We start from the raw sequence: 20,002 nt of genomic DNA, 5'->3' as shown, positions 1-20,002 counted from the left end.
GCCTGTTAAGCCGGATGCCAGGACCGTCCGGGCTCTCAGTGGCCGGGCAGGCCCTTGTCGAGGCCCGCGCGGCGCAGGGCGTCGGCGAGCGCGCCGCCGCCCGAACCACCCGAACCACCCGAGCCGCCGCGGCCCTGGCGTCCGCCGCCGTTCCGGCCGCCGCCCTGGCGTCCGCCGCCGCCCTGGCGTCGTCCGCCGCCGTCGCGTCGGCCCTCGCCCGGTTTGCGCCGGTCGGCCTCGTCGTCGAGCCGGAGCGTCAGCGAGATCCGCGCCCGCGGGATGTCGACGTCGAGCACCTTGACCCGGACGATGTCGCCGGGCTTGACGACGTCACGTGGGTCCTTGACGAACGTCTTGGACATCGCCGACACGTGCACGAGCCCGTCCTGGTGAACGCCGACGTCCACGAACGCGCCGAACGCCGCGACGTTGGTGACCACGCCTTCGAGGATCATGCCGGGCTCGAGATCGGCGATCTTGTCCACGCCCTCCTTGAAGGTCGCGGTCTTGAACTGGGGGCGCGGGTCGCGGCCCGGCTTGTCCAGCTCCTTGAGGATGTCGGTGATCGTCGGCAGGCCGAACGTGCCGTCGACGAAATCCTCCGGCCGGACCGTCCGGAGCGCCGTGGTGTTACCGATCAGGGCGGAGACGTCGCCGCCGTCCTTCTTCAGCCCGGTCGACTCGAAGATCCGGTGGACCAGGGGGTACGCCTCGGGGTGCACGCTGGAGCCGTCGAGCGGGTCGTCGCCGCCCCGGATGCGGAGGAAGCCCGCGCACTGCTCGTACGCCTTGGGGCCCAGCCGCGGCACCTCCTTCAGCGCGTTCCGCGATCGGAACGGGCCGTTGGCGTCGCGGTGGAGGACGATGTTCTCGGCGAGGCCCGAGCCGATGCCGGACACCCGCGTCAGCAGCGGCACCGAGGCCGTGTTGACGTCGACGCCGACCGCGTTCACGCAGTCCTCCACGACCGCGTCGAGCGAGCGGGACAGCTTGGTCTCCGACACGTCGTGCTGGTACTGCCCGACGCCGATCGACTTGGGGTCGATCTTGACCAGCTCGGCGAGAGGGTCCTGCAGGCGGCGGGCGATCGAGACCGCGCCGCGCAGCGAGACGTCCATGCCGGGCAGCTCCTGCGAGGCGTACTGCGAGGCGGAGTACACCGACGCCCCCGCCTCCGACACCATGATCTTGGTGAGCCCGGGCATCAGCTTGATCAGGTCGGCGGCGAGCTGGTCGGTCTCGCGGGAGGCCGTGCCGTTGCCGATCGCGATCAGGTCGACGCCGTGGAGCTGGGCGAGCTTGCCGAGCGTGGCGAGCGCCTCGTCCCAGCGGCCCTGCGGCTTGTGCGGGTAGATCGTGTCGGTGGCCACGACCTTGCCGGTGGAGTCCACCACCGCGACCTTGACGCCCGTGCGGAAGCCAGGGTCCAAGCCCATCGTGGTGCGGGTGCCGGCGGGCGCGGCGAGCAGCAGGTCGCGCAGGTTCGCCGCGAACACGCGCACCGCCTCGTCCTCGGCCTCCTGCCGCAGGCGCAGCCGCAGGTCCAGGTCGAGCCGGACGAGGATGCGGGTGCGCCAGGCCCACCGCACCGTCTCGGCCAGCCACCGGCTGCTCAGCGGCACCTCGAACCGCCGCGCGATCGACCGCTCGTACGCGGTGACCTCGCCGTCCTCCTCTTCCGGGGTCAGGGTGAGGTCGAGGACCTCCTCCTTCTCGCCGCGGTAGAGCGCGAGGATCCGGTGCGAGGGCAGGCTCGTCAGCGGCTCGGCGAAGTCGAAGTAGTCGGAGAACTTCGCGCCGGCCTCCTCCTTGCCCTCGCGTACGCGTGAGACCATCCGGCCCTTGGACCAGAGGCGCTCGCGCAGCTCACCGATGAGGTCGGCGTCCTCGGCGAACCGCTCGACCAGGATCGCGCGGGCGCCGTCCAGGGCCGCCGCGGCGTCCAGGTCGTCCTTGACGAACGGCTCGGCCGCCGCCTGCGGGTTCAGCGACGGGTCGGCGAGCAGCCGGTCGGCGAGCGGCTCGAGGCCGGCCTCGCGGGCGATCTGCGCCTTGGTGCGCCGCTTGGGCTTGTACGGCAGGTAGATGTCCTCGAGCCGGGCCTTCGTGTCGGCCTCGTTGATCTGCGCGCGCAGGGCGTCGGTCAGCTTGCCCTGGGACTCGATCGACTCCAGGACCGCGGTGCGCCGCTCCTCCAGCTCGCGGAGATAGCGCAGGCGTTCTTCGAGCGTCCGCAGCTGGGCGTCGTCGAGCGTGCCCGTCGCCTCCTTGCGGTAGCGGGCGATGAACGGCACGGTCGCACCGCCGTCGAGCAACTCGACGGCGACCTGTACCTGCCGTTCGCGCACGCCGAGCTCTTCGGCGATCTTCTGGTGAACAGACGTCGACACGATCCCTTGCCCTCTCACTGAGCTTGGGATGCATTGTGCAGGCATCCGCTGACATTGTCGCGCCGGACCGGCCCGGTCCGGGGAGACGATCCCCGGAATCCGGCCCGACTCCGTTGTCCACAGGCTGTGGATAACATGCGTCGCGCGCCGGTGGTCACTCGGGCGTCAGGTGCGGGCGCCACGGACCTGGAGGTCGGCCAGGAGATCGGCGGTGGCCCGCGTCACGGCGTCGACCGCGCGCTCGAAGACGGCCTCGTTGTGGGCCGCCGGCTTGCGGAACCCCGAGATCTTGCGTACGTACTGCAGCGCGGCCGCGCGGATGTCGTCGTCGGTGACCTCATCGGTCATCGGTGGCCGGAGGGTCTTGATGCTTCTGCACATGCCGCCCATCTAACGCCCTCGGCCGTGCGGCCGGGAAGGCATCGCCGGGCCATGGCGTTACATGAGCGACATGAGTGATGCGACCGGAACTGTGGGCGAACGCCGGGACGCGCCGGAGCGCGCCCGAGCAGGCCTGGCGGCGCTGGCCGACCTCGTCGCGGACGGCGACGTGGTGGTGCTCAGCGGCGCCGGCCTGTCGACGGAGTCCGGTATCCCGGACTACCGCGGCGAGACCGGCCGGAAGCGGCGGGCCGAGCCGATGACCTACCAGACGTTCACCGGGAGCGCCGCCGCCCGCCGCCGCTACTGGGCGCGCAGCCACCTCGGCTGGCGGCACGTCGCGCGCGCCGCGCCCAATGACGGGCACCGCGCCGTCGCCGAGCTGGAGCGCCGCGGTCTCGTCGGCGGGATCATCACCCAGAACGTCGACGGCCTGCAGCAGGCCGCGGGCGGGCACCACGTGATCGAACTGCACGGCAGCCTCGACCGGGTCATGTGCCTGAGCTGCGGCCGGCGCACCTCCCGCGAGGTCCTCGACGAACGCCTGGCCGCCGCGAACCGCGCGTGGAGCGCCGAGGTCAGCGCGATCAATCCCGACGGCGACGCGGTCCTCGCGGACGAGGAGGTCGCGTCGTTCCGCGTGGTGGACTGCGTCGACTGCGGCGGCCTGCTCAAGCCCGACGTGGTGTTCTTCGGCGAGAACGTGCCGAAGTCGCGGGTGGACGAGTGCTACGCGCTGACCGCGCGCGCGGGGCTGCTGCTCGTGCTCGGGTCGTCGCTGACGGTGCTGTCCGGCTACCGGTTCGTCCGCCACGCGGCCCGGCTCGGCATCCCGGTGGCCATCATCAATCAGGGCGTCACCCGGGGCGACGAGCACGCCCTCGTGACGTTCGACGCCCCGCTCGGGCCCACGCTCACCGCGCTGCTGGCGGAGCTGGGCGACGGGTCGTTCGCGTCGCGTTAAGGACCGCCGCGGCGCTGTGAAGGCTCCGTGTACGGGCCGCCGGGATGTCTGATGCGTCCCTAGCGTGACCGTCATGAGCGAAACGGGATTAATGGTCGTGCCGGTACGGAGCGGGTCAGGGATGGTCTCGCTCCGCTGTGGCCGGCTTCCCAACGGCGAACGGGTCGGGATCGCCTTCACGACCGAGGCGCGCCTGGTCGAGGCCATGGGCGCCGGCCAGGCGTGGATCCGGCTGCACGAACGCGCGATGCGCGCGATGCTCGCGCCGCTCGGCGTGACGCGTGTTCAGGTGGACCCTCGGGTCGTCGCCACCACCCCGTCGACGGCGCGTCTCGCCGTCCCGGCGGCGGTGTGAACCGCCGCGAGGCCGCCTCCGAACCCGGCCGGCGAGTTTCGCCGCGTCGTGAATTAGTGGACCGGCCTGACGGTATTCGTATCCTCGGCGGCCGCACAGGACCATACTGAGAAGAGTGAAGCCACCCCGCGCCGCGAACCGGCGACATCTGCCCACCAGCCCGTTCAAGCCTCCGGCCGACGCTCCGCCGGTCGAGCGGTTCGCCGTCGACGACCAGGTCGTCCACGACCAGTTCGGCCTCGGCGTCGTCATCGGTGTCGAGGACGACGTCGCCGTACTCGTCGACTTCCGCCCGCGCCGCGAGCGCATCACGGCGCCGTACAACAAGATGACCAAGCTCTGAGCGGAGTCACGGCGACGGCCTCCTCCCGCCCGCGGTCCCCGCGGCGTGGCGGGCACGGGCCGCGCCCGCTTCCCGGCACCGATGCCGTCCGGCTCTTACCCGGAGTACGGTGTCGTGCATGCCGGCGGCCATCGTCCACCTGACGATCGCGGCCGTCTGGCTGGGCTCGATGGCCTACAGCATGTTCGTCGTCCAGCCTCGCGTGGCGCGCTTCTTCACCGACGAGAGCCGCCGCGAGGAGTTCCTCCTCGTGCTCGCCCACGGCAACCGGCGTGGCGTCGTCGCGGTGGTGACCGGGCTGTCTCTCAGCGCCGTCGCCGTCATGGCGACCTGGCCGGCCGTCGCGACCGCCTACGCCGTCGCCCTCGTGCCGTACGCCGCCGCCACGGGCGTCTTCGTGAACGTCTCCTGGCGGCACTGGCCGGCTCGCGTTTTCGCCCTTCCGGAGGAGCTGCCGCGCTTCCGCCGGCGGCTGCGGGCCCAGGCTTGGGCGATGCTCGTGCTCGTGGGCGTCGCCTTCGCGCTCACCCTGTCCGCCAGCGTCCTGCGGTGGTGACCTGGGCGGGCTCAGGGTTTCGCCGATCGGCACCGGGTAGGTCCCTGGGCGAGTCGGCGATGCGCGGAGAAAGGAAGTCCGGCCATGGCCCAACGTCCGGAGACGATGCCGCAGACCGGCGCCGTCGCGTTGCTGCTGCGTCAGCACGAGGAGATCCGCCGCCTCTGTCACCGGGTCGAGGCGAACACCGGCCGGCGCCGGGAGGAGGCGTTCGAGAGCCTCCGGCGCCTGCTCGCCGTGCACGAGACCGCGGAGGAGCAGGTCGTCCACCCGATCGTCCGGCGCATCGCCCCGCGCGGCGACCAGATCGTCGACCGGCTGCTGGAGGAGGAGAAGCGGGGCAAGATCATGCTCCGTGACCTGGAGCGGATGGGCACCCACGACCCGAGCTTCCCGCCGATGTTCGCGCGCTTCCGCGCGGCGGTTCTCGAGCACGCCGAGCGCGAGGAGCAGCAGGAGTTCCCCGTGCTGAGCCGGCGCGGTCAGGCGGAGCTGCGCGGGCTGGCCGCCGCGATCAAGGCGGCCGAGGCCATGGCGCCCACGCACCCGCACCCGGGCGTGGAGTCGGCGAAGAGCAACATGATCTTCGGTGTCTTCGCCTCGGTGACCGACCGCGCCCGCGACCTGGTCCGTACGGTCACCCGCCGCGGGCGCCGCTGACGGCTCCGCGTTCCGTTCACGCCACGATGGTGAACGAGGGGTGCCGGCTTCTGAGGAAGGCGAGGTCGGCCTCGGTGAGCGCCAGGTAGAACCCGCGCGGGATGTCCACGAGCAGGTCCGTGCCGTCCGGCAGGTGAGCGACCCCGGTCACGTTGGCGGCGAAGAGGTTGGTCGGGGAGACCGCCTCCTCGTCCCGCTCCCGGATGTCGGTGGCGCCGGCGTCGTTCGAGAACGTCGTGCCGCGTTCGCCGCCCCGGCTGCCCAGGCCCGTGAGGACCTCCGGGCCGCCCGAGACGCCGGTCTGGTGGCTCGTGCTCCTCCCTTGTGCCTGGGTGTCCTTGTGGAGCGTGGTGTCCTGCTGGTACATGCGGATCTTGTACGTCGCGTCGGTGACCTTGACGAGACTCGAGATGTTGATTCCGAGCCGGATCTTCTCGCCCGGACGGTGGTCGCCGCCCTCGACGGTGAACTCATGGGCGAGGAGCTGGTCCACGTGGGCCAGCAGGTTCCGCTCGCTGAACCTCTCATCGAGGTCCGCGTCGAGGTACCGGTTGAGCTCAGGTCCCCGGAGCGGCTCGGACAGCTGCGGCACCGGGCCGCGCAGCTTCTTCGGCACCGCGGCCATCGCGGCCATCTCCCGGATCGCCGGCGCCCCGGGGAGCGCGATGCGGTGGAGCAGGCCGGGTTCGAGCAGCGTGGCCTGGTGGGCCAGCGGCGGGGTGTACCTCGCCCAGCGGTGCGCCTCGCCGGCCACCGGCCTCCATCCGGGCACCGGCTCGCCCGCCGTGGCGGGCCGGGTGAGGTGGTTGGAGACCGCCACCACGATCCGGCCGGAGGTGTGCTCGGTGTGCGTTCGGACGTTCTGCCGGTGGTCGCCGAACGCCGCGGCGGTACGGTTGCCGGTCCGCGCCGCGACCCAGCCGCTGGCGTTCCGGGCCGTGTCGACCAGGGATTCGGCGACCTTGGCCGGTAGGTCCACGGACTGGATCGAGACCTCGAAGTCGACGTCGTGGGTGAATTCCTGCGAGCCCTCGAGCGTCTGGCGCCGGTCGTACCGTCGCCGGCTCTCCCTGGCGCTGTGGCCGGTCTCCGTCTGGGAGCTCCTCCCGTACGTGTGCTGACCGCCGATGCCTACATCGTGGTAGCCGACGATCCCGCGGACGCGCCACTTGAACCCGCGGCTGGACGTGGCCTTGCTCGTCGTGCTGGTCGCGTCCTCGGGCTGGGTCCGGATCATCTGACGGAGCTCGGGACGATCGCCGGTGTGCCTGCCCTCGTTCAGCTCGGCACGGACGGAGACGCGCGTGACACGGGTATGGCCGTCGCCGATCGGCGTGTGGAACACCTGTGTCACACCGTGGTCGACCAGCGTCGGCAGGTCCGCGGCGAGGGCCTCGGGCGCGAACCGCTTCTCGAGGATCCGCATGTTCTGGCTCGCGGTGAGGCGCTCTCCCTCGAAGAGCGTCCCGGCGTCCTCGAGCGCGCCGACGATCCGGTCGAGCAGGTGCGGCGCCTCCACGACCTCGGGGAACGCCGACGGCATCGCCGCCTCGGGCAGATAGGTCCGCGGCTCGGTCGCCGGGACCACGGCCGTGGGCGGCCCGGCGAGGGCGTGCCTCTGCGCCATGCGGTCGGGCACGGTCAGGTCGACGCTCTCGTGGGCGCGAAGGTGCACGGGCGTGCCCTCCTCGACCGTGTGCCCCTTCCAGCGCACCGGCGTGACCTTGATGTGCAGGTCCGCGCGGTCGATGATGTGCGACACGCCCTCATCCGAGTACGTTCCGCGCAGGACGCCGGTCGAGCCCTCCGCCGCGGTGACGCTCGTGTTCCGTCCGATGCCCCGGGTGAGGCCGACCTCGTGCAGACCCTCCACGTCTCCCGCGTGGACGTGGACGCCGAGGAGCCGTGCCTGCCCGGCCAGGTGCCAGCCGCCCTCCGTCGTGGCGACGCCCTCATAGCCCGTGGTGCGGTAGTGCTCGCTCTCGATCCCCCGGACCGGGAACTGGTCGCGCGGGGCACCGACTCTGAGCTCGATCCGTACGGCCTGCTGCCAGCCGTCCGCCGTCTCGCCGACGGGGATCTTCAGACCGCCGGGGGCCGTGTACCTGCCGAAGTCGGTCTGCAGCCGCGAGGGCTGGGTCGCGTCGCGGATCCGCAGGGGAACGTCGAGGCGGTCGTGCGGAGCCTCGTGGCCGTTCAGGTCCGCCAGGGTTCTGGCGACCTCCAGGTCCAGGCCCCGGATGGCGGCGATGGTCGGCGTGATCCCGGTGACCTGACCGGACAGATCCAGGGAGTTCTCGGGGAAGTCCGTGGTCCGTTCGAGCCGGCCGATGTCGGCGACGTCGGCGTTGGCGCCGCGGGGGACGTGCACCTCCGGCACCAGGACATTGGCGGTCATGTCCTTCCCGTGTATGTTCCACGAGACGTCCGTCATGGGGGACCCGTCCGGTCCGTGCACCCGCACCCGCGCCGTGTACGAGACGCTCTTCTTGATCGTTATGGTCGGCCCGCTCGTCTCCCTCCGCGAGTACGTGGTCATGTTCTTCACGAGCTCGTCGCCCCTGGTCCGGTCGAGCCCCACGCTTCCGGTGAGCTTGGCGGGGCTGACCTTGACCCACTTCAGCGGTGCGAGAAGCCGGCGGAGGCGAGGGCTGCCGGGCATGTCGGCCACGCCGTCGAGCTTGAGCTCCACCGCGCCGACGGTGTCCGCCCCGACTCCGAAGACCTTGCCGTGTCCCACCACGACCCCGGACATGGTGAGGTCCCGGGTGTTCACCGTGACGTCGGACGTGGAGCGGCTCACGACGTCCCCCAGATTCGCGGTGAGGGACACGTCGACGCGATGCCCCTTGACCACGGCGCTGAAGTCCACGCCGTTCACCAGATCGGCGACCGTGCGTCCTTCGAGACCTCTCTGGCCGAACGAGGGCGCGAGCAGTTCCGCGAGGCGGCTGGAATCCGCGTCGGTGAGGCCCGGGACCGCGCCGGTGACCGTTTCCCTGATCTGCGGAACGATGCGTTCGGCTCCGGGCAGCTCGTGCAGGGTCGCCCGGCCGGTACCACGCCCGGCGGCCAGAGCCGGTGGTTCCTCCGGGATCCGCGCGGGCCCGTGATGCGCCAGGGCCGGTGCCGCGGAATGGGCGCTCGGCGGGGGCGGCAGGAGGCCGTCGGTCTTCTCCGCGCCCCAGATGTCGCGTTCCATCTGGGCGGCGTCCTCGGCTCGTACGGTCAGCCAGCTCGGCGCCTCGGTCGTGAACGTGCCCAGGTCCTTGGACTTGATCTCGACTTCCAGCCGGGCGCGGTACACGTCGAGCGGCACCTGCTTCTGCAGCGCGGTCAGTTTCACCATGCTCGTGTCGGTGTTCATGGTGACGTGGATATGGCCCTTCTGGTAGTGCCCGCCGAGGGACCACTTGAGGGTCCGGCCGGACGGGTCGAAGAACCAGCTGATCTTGATCCGGCCCGCGGCCTGCCACTTCGCCTTGCTGCGTTCCCCGTCCCGGTGGATCGTGCTGGTCGCGAGGTCGTCCCGGATCGTCCCGTGGGTCCTGGCCAGATGCTCCATACGCACGACCTTCGCCCGGACCTCGACGCCGCCGACGCTGAAACCGTCGAGCAGGGCCGCGCCCTGGTTCGCCAGCTGCTGCTGGCCGAGTGGTCCGGCGGCCAGCCTGTTCGCCAGTTCCTTCGCGGCCTCGGGCCGCATGCCCTTGGCGATGGCGTGGCTGACCAGCTTCGCGACGATCGGGCGGTTGTCCACCGCGGTGAGGATGGGACGGTACGGCCGTACCGCGCCCGCCCTGTCGTCCGGGACCGCGTGCCGGGGGAGCGGCGGCAGCGTGCCGTCGGCCGGATTCTCTCCCCGGAAGTTCTCCGGGTAGGCGATGGTCATGGAAAGGTCCGGGACGCGGGCGTCGTTCGCGACCTTGGCCCCGTCGAGGTACACCTCGACCGATCCGCGGACGTCGAAGGCGTCGTGGGCGGCCACCATCACCTTGTGACCGGGCATGACACGCGTCACTCTGGCGTGGGTCTCACTCGACGTCTTCGACCGTGCGACGCCGGGCAGAGCATTGTCGTCGGTCATGTCGGAGATCTCTTCGTTGTGCGCGGCGCCGATCGAAGCATCCTTCTCGTTGCTCCGGCCCTCCCGTACCGCCGCTTCCCAGCTTCCGAACTCGACCGAGTACTTGCGGGCTCCGCCGGTCCCCTGGAGGTGGACCGGATCGCGAGGGTTGAGCCACAGCGTCACCGCGTGTTTGCCGTCCTTGCCCCGTACGGTGAAGGTCTCGCCGTTCTTCAGCAGGTCGAGCAGCCGGTCCGGGCTCCCGTCGGCGAGCACGTCTGCGAGGTGCCGTTCGATCGCGTCACGGACGCGCGGATCCAGATCGGGCGCGAAGCCCTTGCCCCAGCGCCGGGCCGCGGCGAGCGGGTCGGCGGGAAGCTCGGCGGTCCGGACGTCCATTCCGTCCCCGGCCACGCCGTCCTTCGCGTAGTCCGGCCAGATGACCTCGGGGCGGTCACCCGATGTTCCGTGGGTGCCTCCCGCGGAACCGGCAGGGGACGCGCCTTCGCCTGGCTGGAGCGGTTGTGCCGGAGCGGCGGTGCCCTGCTCGTGAGGCGGCGGCTGCTCGGGCGTCACCGCCTGCCCGCCACGGCGTACCGGGCGGTTCAGGACGTCGGCGATCCGGTTCTCGGAGCCGCCGTTCGACGACGACCCGGCGGACGCGGAGTTCTCCGGGTGGGGGCCGGCGACGAGAACGTCTCCAGCGTGGGGGACCACGGGAGCGGACGGCTTGGGAGTCGGCGTGTCGGGATGGACCGTTCCCACGCCGTGGCCGGGCGGTGTTCGGCCGGTGGAGGGAGAGGCGGGCGGCTCGGGGGCCCTGGCGAGTTCGGTGTGCGGTACGGGCCCGGTGGGGCCGGTCGTGAGCCGGGCCGGTTCGCTGCTGGAAGGCCCGGGCTCGAGCTGCCATCCGGAATCGGAGACGACTTCGCCTTCATGGTCGTAGCCCTCGCCGGTTTCGGAGTGGAACTCGTGGGCGCGGGGAGGCGCTCCGGCGGGCGGGGGCGTCGGCTCGTCGGGAACGATCTCGCCCTCGACCACCTCGTCGCCACCAGTGCCGGTGGAGCCCCTCTTCCCGGAGAGCGCGGCCGAAGCGACCCCGTGCTTGCCCGCGTCGAGCGCGGCCATCCCGAAGCCGAACGCGGCCGCCTGCCCCACATCCATGTGATGCTCCACCGCCTCCTGGCCCGCCAGGTTGCCCGCCGTACCCGTCGTGCCGGAGAACAGGAACCGCGCGGCCCCGCCCTTGAATCCGTCGGCGCCCATGAGGTTCGCCAATGCCGTGGTCAGCCGGTTTCCCCGCTTCGCCACCCACGAGCCCGCGCCGCCCATCACCGCACCGGCGATCGCGCCCTCTCCCACGGCCTTGAGGAACTCGCCCCCGTCGAAGCCGTCCTGCAGCCCGTAGTGAATGCGCGCGTACTGTCCCGCCGCGTCCATTCCCCCCGCGTACCAGGCGCCCATCAGCACCGCCTTGGCCACGTTCCGCAAGAACTGCTTCAGCGTCAGGCCCGCGGCCCGCGACACCAACGTCGCCGACTCCACCGACCCACCCGCGGTGAACGCCGACCAGGCCATGGCGATCGCCCAGGTCGCCACCAGGAAGTCCAGGGTCAGGGTCCACTGCAACCGCGCCGCCTTCTTCTGCGCGATCAGGTTGTCCACCGAGCCCGCCAGGCCCTCACACGCCTCCGCCAGCCAGACCAGGCCGCCTTCCTCCCCGCCGCCCTGCAGCGCGTCCGCGTACGAGGCGAACTGCTGCGTCGCCTCACCCGCGTTGTTCGCCGTGACCGCCCGCGCGTGACCCGTCACGTCCTCGGCCACCAGCCGTACCTGATAGGCCGCGATCCGCCACTCCCGCGCCAGCCCGCTCATATAGCCGAGACTCCCGTCCGGCCACGGGCACCCGCCCACCAGCGTCTCCAGGAACGCCGCCATCTGCGACAACGACGACGGCTCCGGGTCCGACTGCGGGAAGGCCTTCGTCTCCGGCGGCAACGTGTACGGCCGCGTCTCCGCCAACGCCCCCTTGTCCGCTCCCGGCGGCAACGCGGACCCGACGGTGCTCGCCTCCTCCGCCAGCGCATAGGTGTGACCCGAAACGATCAGCATCCCGCCCGTGGCGCGCAGGAGGTTCACCATGTCCGCCAGCGCGTCCAGCACCTGGGTCCGCGACGCCCCATACCCCGGCGTCTTTTCATCACCATTGAAGAAAGCGCGGCCGATGTCGTCCTGACCCCAGCAGTCACCCGTGCCCATCAGGCCATAACACAAGGCGTCAACCACCGTGCCGAGAGTGTCTCCCGAATCCAGCATCCCGCGCCCCGACCCCACCCAGGTCTTGGGATGCGCCAGGTATCCGGACATGGGCTACTTCCCTCCGGTCGTCGGCATGCCATCGCAGGTCGGCGTGATGATGGCCGCGCCGACCAGGCCGGCCACCCGGGGTTCACCAAGAATTCGCCGACAGTTCTCCGTTTTCATCCGGAAAGACACGAACAATTAACATCCATTTAACAGAGTTGCCGGCCGTCCATTTCCTACTGCCACGATAACGGTTGAACGCGCTCATAAAAAGTGGCGAGAGAGGTACGGGCGGCGGTCGCCGGCTCGACCCGGCGACCTCGGGACGGCGAAGGGGACCGATGGCGCCCCGCCGTCCGGTCAGGTGTGACCTGCGGCGACGACATCCTTGCTAGAAAGTTCGTGCCGCGAACCGGCGGTGTTATCGTGGGCGAATGAGCGAGGCGGAGGGCGAACGGATGGGTGTCGCGACCGCCCTGGTCCGCTCATCGTTCCTGGTCAACGCCGTGTACGCCGAGTCGAGCCGCGAGCACGGCCTGACCCCTCAGCAGGGACAGCTTCTGTGCGTCCTGATGCCGCGGCCGTACGGCATGAGCGAGCTGGGCGGCGTGCTGGGCCTGGCCAAGTCGAGCCTGACGGGCCTGGTCGACCGGAGCGCGCAACGCGGTCTGGTGCGCCGGGAGCCGGACCCGGAAGACGCACGCGCGGTACGCGTCGCGCTGACCTCGGAGGGCGCCCGGCTGGCCAAGGAGTTCTACGCCGAGACCACGCGCCGAGTCGAGAGCCTGGCCGAGAACCTCGACGAGACCGACCGCCGCGTGCTGTCCGCCCTGCTCGCCAGAGTCGTGTTCGACAACAAGGTGCCGGTCGTCTTCATGGACTTCGGCGCGGCGCCCCCGGCCCAGAGCTGACCCGAGCCGCCAACGCCCCGGGCTCGGTGACCAACGCCCGCTGATGACAGAGCCCCTTCACGGCAGCGGAGCCGTACGGTGGCGGAGTCGTACGGTGGCGGAGTCGTGCGGCGGCGGAGCCCTGGCGGAGCCCTCCCGCCCGGGGTTTCCATCCCATTCCCATTGTCCAGGGCTCGGATCCGTTCGCGGAAGGGTGCCTTGGCGGCTGTGGACAAGTCGATCGCGCGTTCGGCCGGGTTGGGTCAGGCGGTGCCGAACAGGGCGGTGAATCGGCCCGTGTACAGGTCCGTGCCCTTGCGTTCGCTCACCGCGAGCGCGGACAGTACGGCCGGGCCGTCGGGGGAGGGCATCTGGCCGACGCCGCCGGTCGGGCCCAGCGGAAGCAGGATCGCGTTGATCCCGGAAGGCTCGTAGATCGCCGCCGGTGGCTCGCCCCGTACCTGGGCGAGGATGTTCTGTGCCACGACCTCGGCGTGCCGCATCGCATGGCCGGCCATTTTCGCCTCGTCGAGATCGGTCAGGTCGCCGATCGCGTAGGCGCGGTCGTGGCCGTCGACGTTGAGCTTCTCGGTGACCCGTACCTGTCCGCGCACGTTGCGGGCCGTGGTCAGGGTGCCGTCGAGGTAGTCGCTGTTCGGGCGTACGCCGTGGCAGGAACCAGATGTCGGCCGAGATCGTGCCGCCGGTGACGTCGGCGGTGAAGGGCCTCGGCTCGCCCGGTTCGGTCGGTGGCGGTGTGAGCAGCGTGGTGCCGAGCCGTACCTCGACGCCCAGCGCGTCCAGTTGGCGGCGCAGGTCCGCCCGCATCTCCGGGGCGAAGCCGGGCACCAGCTCACCGACGGGGTCGATCACCGTGACGTGCTTGTCCGGCCATACCGCCTTGATCTCTCCGGAGAGCTCCAGGCCGACCGGCCCGGCCCCGGTGATCAGCACCCGTGTCGCGTCGGCCAGTCCCTTGTGCGTCGCGCGGAGCCGTTCCCGTGCCTCGCCGGAGTCGTCGGTGTCCATCTTGGCCGGATAGGGGTAGATCGAGCCGGAGGCCAGGACGAGGTAGTCCGCGTCGACGCGCCGGCCGGAGGCGAGCGTGACGCCGCCCGCGTCCGCCGACACCGCCCGTTCGCGGACGACGGTGCCGCGCCGCAGCAGCCGGGCGTACGGGAAGAAGATGTTGCCCGCCCACTCCGGCCGGACCAGCGCGCGCAGCGATCCGGCGGCGTGCACGAACGCGTCCTTCGGCTCGACCAGTACGACGTCGGTCTCCTCGTCCAGCGCCTTGGCGACCGCGGCGCCGCCATAGCCTCCGCCGACGACCGCGACGGTTCTGCCCATGATTCTCCCCAAAAAAAAGCAAGTTCGTGGCACGAACTGTATTAGTTCGTTCCACGAACTTCAATGGCGAGCCGTCTGCCGTACCAGGCGTGACGGCTCCCGGCCGGGGAGCCGTCGGTCACGCGTCGGCGCCGATGCGCCGGGCGAGTTCGGCCGGGAGTGGATAGACGCGCTCTCGGGGGAGCAGGGCGGCGGCTCTGGCGGTATGGCCGTCGCCGAGCAGGCGCCGAATCCGGTGCACCGTCGGCGTCAGGTCGCGGATGTCCAGGGTCCACTCATCGGCGTACCGGTCGATGACATGCCGGCTGAGCCCCACCTGAATGCTGCGCGCGTCCAGCGCGCGCCCGCGCAGCGTCCGCTCCGGATCCCACTGGACGTGCACGCGAGCGTGCCGGAACGCCGCACGCCACTCGTCATTGTCCCGGTGGACCCGGCGGTCGGCGCTCGTGGGTACGGCCTGGGACAGCGCCTCCTCCCAGCCTTCGCGGGAGATCCGTACGGCGAGGACCATCTCCTGCCCGGCCTTGCGAGCCCAGCCGCTCCGCTCCATCAGCCACAGGAAGGACGGCTTGATCCAGGTCATCCGCGTCCGGGAGAACGGCGGCACGAAACGCCCCTGCTCGACCGCCGGCCGTCCGATGTGCGGCCCGTACGCCTGGTACACGACGATCGACGTACGGTCGTAGTCGGCCCTGATCTCGCGCGATCTCACAGGTCGCATGCTGTCCCCGCCCGGACGGCGGATCAACCCGATTTCCCGGTCCCGGCCCGCCGAGGAGGCGGCGGGAGAGCGCCGGCGACGCCGCGAATCTCGCGCCCGGGATCCTCGCGCGCACCCCGCCGCGTACCTTTCGCCTCACACCTCGCGTGCCGGGGCGGCCGTGCGCGACGCGTCGACGGCCGGCGCATACTTGGTCGGCCGGCGTCGGTAGAGGGAGCCGAGCCCGACACCGGCGCCGCGGACGACGCGCGGTCCGTCGTGCCCGCGGCGGTCGAGCTGGGCGGGCGTCTCGCGGAGTACGGCCGGCTCGCGAGGCCGGCCGCGGGTGCGCTCGGTTGATTGTCACGAACAGCAAAGGACTACGGCCATGGATCTCGCCCTTCGCGGCAAGCAGGCTCTGATCACCGGTGCTTCCAAGGGCATCGGCGCGGCGACCGCCGAGGTGCTGGCCGAGGAGGGCTGCCATCTGCACCTCGCCGCGCGCGGCGAGGCCGGACTCCACGCGCTCGCCGAGCGGCTGCGCGAGCGGCACGAGGTGACGGTCGACGTCCACCCCGCCGACCTGCGCGACCCCGGCGACCTCGCCCGGCTCGCGGAGGCCACCGACGGCATCGACATCCTCGTCAACAACGCGGGCGACATCCCTGGGGGATCCCTCGACCTGGTCGACGAGGACGCCTGGCGGCACGGCTGGGAGCTGAAGGTGTTCGGCTACATCAACCTGACACGGCTCGTCTACGCGCGGATGAAGGCGCGCGGGCACGGAGTCATCGTCAACGACATCGGCGCGGCGGGCGAGGGGTTCGACTTCGACTACATCGCCGGCAGTTCCGGCAACGCCGCGCTGATGGCGTTCACCCGCTCCCTGGGCGGGCGGAGCCTGCGCGACGACAACATCCGCGTCGTCGGCGTCAACCCCGGGCCGGTCGCGACCGAGCGGATCGTCGAACTGATGAAGACCCGCGCCCGTACGCGCCTCGGCGACGAGGGGCGATACCGCGAGCTGATGGCCGGCCTGCCGTACGGGCGGGCGGCCGAGCCGCGGGAGATCGCCGACGCGATCGCCTTCCTGGCCTCCGAGCGGTCCGCCTACACCAGCGGCGTCATCCTCACCCTGGACGGTGGCCTGTGCGCGAGGGGCGGCGCCTGACACCCGGCCTCAACCGGCCGTGGCGGCGACGGCCTCCGGCTGCGCGGGCCGGGGAGCGCGCCGCCACAGCGGGACGGCCAGCCCGACCACGAGGAGGCTGCCGAGGCCCGTGACCGCGAACGCCCAGCCGGTGCCCGTACGGTCGATGAGGAAGCCGGTGACGGGGTTGGCCACGGCGATTCCCAAGGTCAGAGCGGTGCTGTGCAGGCCCACGGCCTCGCCGCGGGCGGCGGCGGGCACCCATCCGCTGAGGGTGTCCACCGTGGTGGACAGGGCGGGGGCGCACAGTATCCCGGACGGCACCAGGGCCAGGCACAGCAGCGGCCACGGACCGACCAGGCCGACCGGTACGGTGAGCGCGGCCATGCAGCCGATCGTCACCAGCGGGGACAGGCCACGGCGCAGCGAGCCATAGGCGAAGCCGCCGACCAGCGACGACAGGCTCCACACGGCGATGGCCAGACCGGTCCACCGGGTGGCGGCGTCGGCCTTGAGCACCGCGACCAGGTTGAGCTCCGTCGCGGTCAGCACGAAGGTCGCCGCGAACGTCACCCCGAACAGGGCCAGCAGAGCGGGAGTCAGCCACTGCCGCCGGGGAACGGCGGCCCCGCCCGCCTCCGGCTCGTCTCCGCCGCGCGTCGCCGGGTTCAGCACCAGCAGGGCCGTACCGGACCCGACCAGGCCCAGTCCCACGAGAGCCATGGTGAGGTCACTGCCGAACGTCGTCGTGGCGGCGACCGCGACGGTCGGGCCGACCATGTAGCTCACCTCGACGAGCATCGCGTCGAGCGCGAACGCGGCACGACGCCGCTCGGTCGGGACGGCCGCGGCCAGGCACTGACGGATCACGTTGAACACCGGCAGCGCCAGCACCCCGGCGGCGAACGCCCCGCCGACCAGCGGCCAGTACGGCAGGAACGCGGCCGATGACCAGAAGACCAGCTGGGCGACCGTGGTGACCGCCACCACCGGCCGCAGGCCGTGCCGGTCGACGAATCGCCCGGTGATCGGCGCGCCGAGGGCCACACCGCCCGTCGAGGCCGCGCCGACCAGGCCCGCCTGGAGGAAGCCGAGCTTCATGCCGGTGATCACGTGCAGGGTCAGGGTCACCCCGATGGCGACGACGGGGATGCGGGCGAGGATGCCGACGAGCAGCAGCGGCCGGACCCCCGGAACGGCCAGCACGCGTCGGTAAGGTTCAAAGGCCACTGCGGTTACTTACCTCCGCTGCGGATTGTGGCAGCGGCCGACGCGCGAGGAAAGTGAATTTTCGGGAGGCGGCGCGCTCACTCGCCCCCGAGGACCGCCTGGAGGAGTCCGGGGAACCGCTTCTCCATGTCGTCGCGCCGCACTCTGACGATCCGCTGGCGTCCCACGACGAGTGTCCTGGTCAGGCCGGCCTCGCGGAGCACGCGGTAGTGGTGCGAGATGGTCGGGTTGCTCAGGCCGAGGTCGGCCTCCTCCGCGAGCACGGAGCAGTCGACCGGATCCGGCCTCTGGTACAGCGCGGTCATGAGCGCCCGCCGGCCGGGGTCGGCGAGTGCGCTGAGGATGACGGTGAGGTCGAAGGAGTCGACCGAGGGCTCGGGCAGCGTGCGCGGCATCCGTCGCCTCCTCTCAATTGTTTGACGCTCATCGAATCGTAGCCTAACGTCCCATCGTGTGACCGATCGACAATCATCGAATGAACTCGGCGTCTGGCGGTTGCTGATCCTCGCCGTCGGCACCTTCGTGCTCGGCGTCGACGGCTTCGTGCTGCCGGGGCTGCTTCCTCACGTCGCCACGGACCTGTCCGTGAGCCTCGCCACCGCCGGCCAGCTGACCACCGCGTTCGCGGTCGCCTACGCGGTCGGATCGCCGATCATCGCCACGGCGACCGGCCGGATGGACCGTCGCGTGGTCATCGGCGCGGGCATGTTCGCCTTCCTGGCCGGCATGGTCCTGCAGGCGGCCGGTCCTTCGTACGCGGTCGTGCTGGCCGGGCGCGTCGTCGCCGGGCTCGGTGCGGCGGCGTTCCAGGCCAACGCCTTCGCCGTGGCGGGTGTGCTGTCCCGGCCGGACCGCAGAGCCCGGTCGTTCGCGGTGATCGGCGCGGGTTCCAGCCTGGCCTCGGTGCTCGGCGTGCCCTTCGGGCTGCTGGTCGGGCAGTGGCTGGGCTGGCGCGGGGCGATGTGGACGATCGCCGCCCTCGCGGCCGCCGCCGCGGTGCTGGCCGCGGCCGGCCTGCCCTCCGTCACCCTGCCGGCGACGTCACTGCGCAGCAGGCTCGCCGTGCTCGTCGACCCGCGCATCCTGATCCTGCTCGTCGTCAGTGCGCTCGTGCTCGCGCCGCTCTACCTGGTGTCGGCGTACGCGGCGGTCGTCGTGGGGGTGAGCACCTCGGCCGGCGGCGCCGTCGTGGCCGCGCTGTGCGTCTTCGGGGCGGGCTTCTTCATCGGCAACCGCCTGGTCGGACGGTTCGCCGACCGGTTCGACTCCCTGACGTCCCTCACCGCCGCGCTGGCCGTGGCGGTCGGCGCGAACGTCGTCCTGAGCGTCGTCCAGCACTGGTTCGTGCCGACGCTCGCCGCGCTGTTCGTCCTCGGCCTCATCGGATCCTTCCTGTTCATCCCGCAGGCGGACCGGGTGTTCGTGGCGGGCGGCGACGTCGCCGCCGTCGCGCTCAGCCTGAACGGGGCGATGGCCTACGTGGGCACGGCCGTCGGCGCGACGCTCGGCGGCGTGGTGCTCTCGGTCGCCGGGGCGCTCTGGCTGGCCCCGGCCGCCGCCGTCCTCGCCGCCATCGTGCTCGGCGTCACCCGGCTGACCGCCCCCGAGCGCCGTACGGCGGCCGGTCGCCCGGAACCCGCGAACGTTCCCGCCGAGGCCACCGGACTGTGACGGTTCAAGGATCGCTCGGTATGCGCGGGCTGGCCTACGACCTGCCGGTCCCACCGGTCTGGAGTACGCCGTACCGCTGCCCTGACCGGCGTCCGGCTCACCGCGTCGCGGGAGAGCCGGAGAGGCCGAAGCGTTCGGCGAACGCCGACATCTCGTCGCGTTGCCGGTCCGGTTCGGCGGCGGTGACGCCGACGACGATGCGTGTCACGCCCTCCGCGGCGAACGCCTCGACCCGTTCGGCGGGCATGTCGATCGATCCCCATCGCGTGTACTCCAGCGCCTGCGGGTCACGGCCGGCCTCGACCGCGGACGACCGGGCGAGCTCCAGCCGGGCGGCGCGTTCGTCCGGGGTGAGCGCACCGCCGGGGAAGTAGCCGTCACCGCGCCGCCCGGCGCGGCGCGCGGCGGCCCGGCTCGACCCGCCGACGTGGATCGGCAGCTCGGTGACCCCGAACGGCTTCGGGAAACTGCACAGGTTCTCGAAGGCGAAGAACTCCCCGTCGAAGCCGACGCCCTCCTCGCCGCCGCCCCAGAGCAGCCGCAGCACGTCGATCGCCTCGTCGGCGCGACGGCCGCGGGTCCTGAAGTCGACGCCGACCGCCCGGGCCTCACCCGGCAGGGTGCCGAGGCCCACGGTCAGCAGCCGCATCCGTCCCCTGGACAGGACGTCGATGGTCGCCAGGCGCTTGGCGAGGACGACCGGATGGTGGTACGGCAGGAGCAGCACGCCCGTACCGAGCAGGATCCGCCGCGTGGCCGCGGCGACGAAGGCCAGGCAGTCGAGCGGGTCGGCGTACGGCAGTGACGTCGGGAGCTCGGCGGGCCCGATCGTGGCGCCGGGATACAGCGCGATGTGCTCCGGGAGGTACAACGACTCGAAGCCGCAGTCCTCGGCGTGCCGGGCGAAGGCCGTGATCCGGTCCGGGTCGGCGCCGTACTGGGGGGTGCTGTAGCTGATCGCGAATTTCATTCCAGTCTCCGCGTCGAGCCGG

At 71.6% G+C, this 20,002-nt stretch carries 16 protein-coding genes and 1 pseudogene; 8 read left to right on the top strand and 9 right to left on the bottom strand.

Going from position 1 to position 20,002, the window contains the following annotated elements; all coding sequences use genetic code 11:
• Positions 1 to 35: 35 nt before the first annotated feature.
• Together ACQEV1_RS46305 and ACQEV1_RS46300 are read right to left on the bottom strand one after the other, a co-directional pair.
• Complete coding sequence (locus ACQEV1_RS46305) at positions 36 to 2,390, bottom strand: Tex family protein (RefSeq protein ID WP_433403754.1); 2,355 nt, start codon at positions 2,388 to 2,390, stop codon at positions 36 to 38.
• A 165-nt stretch (positions 2,391 to 2,555) separates the two neighbouring features.
• Entirely contained in the window at positions 2,556 to 2,771 is a 216-nt protein-coding gene (locus ACQEV1_RS46300) for a DUF2277 domain-containing protein (RefSeq protein WP_285626284.1), read from the bottom strand.
• Positions 2,772 to 2,841: 70 nt separating this feature from the next.
• Between ACQEV1_RS46300 and ACQEV1_RS46295 the strand changes: the two genes are divergently transcribed.
• The 5 genes from ACQEV1_RS46295 to ACQEV1_RS46275 all read left to right on the top strand — a co-directional run bounded on the left by ACQEV1_RS46295 (position 2,842) and on the right by ACQEV1_RS46275 (position 5,649).
• Positions 2,842 to 3,735, top strand: a complete 894-nt coding sequence (locus tag ACQEV1_RS46295) for an NAD-dependent protein deacetylase (RefSeq protein WP_285626286.1) — start codon at positions 2,842 to 2,844, stop codon at positions 3,733 to 3,735.
• Between the two features lie 73 nt (positions 3,736 to 3,808).
• Positions 3,809 to 4,090: an SAV_915 family protein gene (locus tag ACQEV1_RS46290; RefSeq protein WP_433403750.1), complete on the top strand. Its 282-nt coding sequence runs from the start codon at positions 3,809 to 3,811 to the stop codon at positions 4,088 to 4,090.
• Positions 4,091 to 4,205: 115 nt separating this feature from the next.
• Positions 4,206 to 4,433, top strand: a complete 228-nt coding sequence (locus ACQEV1_RS46285; RefSeq protein WP_285579528.1) for a hypothetical protein — start codon at positions 4,206 to 4,208, stop codon at positions 4,431 to 4,433.
• A 118-nt stretch (positions 4,434 to 4,551) separates the two neighbouring features.
• Positions 4,552 to 4,989, top strand: a complete 438-nt coding sequence (locus ACQEV1_RS46280) for a hypothetical protein (protein ID WP_285626290.1) — start codon at positions 4,552 to 4,554, stop codon at positions 4,987 to 4,989.
• An 84-nt stretch (positions 4,990 to 5,073) separates the two neighbouring features.
• A complete protein-coding gene (locus ACQEV1_RS46275; protein WP_285626292.1) occupies positions 5,074 to 5,649 on the top strand; it encodes a hemerythrin domain-containing protein in 576 nt (191 codons plus the stop codon).
• A gap of 16 nt (positions 5,650 to 5,665) precedes the next feature.
• Here the strand turns inward: ACQEV1_RS46275 and ACQEV1_RS46270 are convergent, their stop codons facing one another.
• Positions 5,666 to 12,082, bottom strand: coding sequence for a hypothetical protein (locus tag ACQEV1_RS46270; RefSeq protein WP_433403746.1), 6,417 nt, complete (start codon positions 12,080 to 12,082; stop codon positions 5,666 to 5,668).
• Between the two features lie 371 nt (positions 12,083 to 12,453).
• Between ACQEV1_RS46270 and ACQEV1_RS46265 the strand changes: the two genes are divergently transcribed.
• On the top strand, positions 12,454 to 12,930 hold the full coding sequence (locus ACQEV1_RS46265; RefSeq protein ID WP_433403743.1) for a MarR family winged helix-turn-helix transcriptional regulator: 477 nt from the start codon (positions 12,454 to 12,456) through the stop codon (positions 12,928 to 12,930).
• Positions 12,931 to 13,172: 242 nt separating this feature from the next.
• Here the strand turns inward: ACQEV1_RS46265 and ACQEV1_RS46260 are convergent, their stop codons facing one another.
• From ACQEV1_RS46260 to ACQEV1_RS46250, 3 genes and pseudogenes are all read right to left on the bottom strand, one after another.
• Positions 13,173 to 13,523, bottom strand: a complete 351-nt coding sequence (locus ACQEV1_RS46260) for a hypothetical protein (protein ID WP_433406213.1) — start codon at positions 13,521 to 13,523, stop codon at positions 13,173 to 13,175.
• Between the two features lie 208 nt (positions 13,524 to 13,731).
• Positions 13,732 to 14,259: pseudogene (locus ACQEV1_RS46255) on the bottom strand (FAD-dependent oxidoreductase); the annotation flags it as partial.
• Between the two features lie 118 nt (positions 14,260 to 14,377).
• Positions 14,378 to 14,980: a DUF4291 domain-containing protein gene (locus ACQEV1_RS46250; RefSeq protein WP_285626301.1), complete on the bottom strand. Its 603-nt coding sequence runs from the start codon at positions 14,978 to 14,980 to the stop codon at positions 14,378 to 14,380.
• Positions 14,981 to 15,347: 367 nt separating this feature from the next.
• Between ACQEV1_RS46250 and ACQEV1_RS46245 the strand changes: the two genes are divergently transcribed.
• Positions 15,348 to 16,130 (top strand): SDR family oxidoreductase, encoded by a 783-nt coding sequence (locus ACQEV1_RS46245; RefSeq protein WP_285626304.1) that lies wholly within the window; start codon positions 15,348 to 15,350, stop codon positions 16,128 to 16,130.
• 9 nt (positions 16,131 to 16,139) lie between these two features.
• Here ACQEV1_RS46245 and ACQEV1_RS46240 read toward each other — a convergent pair whose 3' ends face one another.
• The gene (locus tag ACQEV1_RS46240) at positions 16,140 to 17,315 is read right to left on the bottom strand and encodes an MFS transporter (RefSeq protein WP_433403740.1); all 1,176 of its coding nucleotides are present in this window, start codon (positions 17,313 to 17,315) and stop codon (positions 16,140 to 16,142) included.
• A 101-nt stretch (positions 17,316 to 17,416) separates the two neighbouring features.
• Positions 17,417 to 17,734: an ArsR/SmtB family transcription factor gene (locus ACQEV1_RS46235; protein WP_433403737.1), complete on the bottom strand. Its 318-nt coding sequence runs from the start codon at positions 17,732 to 17,734 to the stop codon at positions 17,417 to 17,419.
• Between the two features lie 58 nt (positions 17,735 to 17,792).
• Here ACQEV1_RS46235 and ACQEV1_RS46230 point away from each other — a divergent pair, with 58 nt between their 5' ends.
• The gene (locus tag ACQEV1_RS46230) at positions 17,793 to 19,010 is read left to right on the top strand and encodes an MFS transporter (protein WP_433403735.1); all 1,218 of its coding nucleotides are present in this window, start codon (positions 17,793 to 17,795) and stop codon (positions 19,008 to 19,010) included.
• Positions 19,011 to 19,107: 97 nt separating this feature from the next.
• Here ACQEV1_RS46230 and ACQEV1_RS46225 read toward each other — a convergent pair whose 3' ends face one another.
• Positions 19,108 to 19,980 (bottom strand): TIGR03619 family F420-dependent LLM class oxidoreductase, encoded by an 873-nt coding sequence (locus ACQEV1_RS46225; protein ID WP_285626316.1) that lies wholly within the window; start codon positions 19,978 to 19,980, stop codon positions 19,108 to 19,110.
• Between the last annotated feature and the right edge of the window lie 22 nt (positions 19,981 to 20,002).

The sequence above is a fragment of the Actinoallomurus sp. CA-142502 genome (assembly GCF_050936355.1).
GTDB classification, from domain to species: Bacteria; Actinomycetota; Actinomycetes; order Streptosporangiales; family Streptosporangiaceae; genus Actinoallomurus; species Actinoallomurus iriomotensis.
The sequence above is the reverse complement of the archived record's forward strand: the minus strand, read 5'-3'. Positions and strand labels throughout refer to the sequence as shown.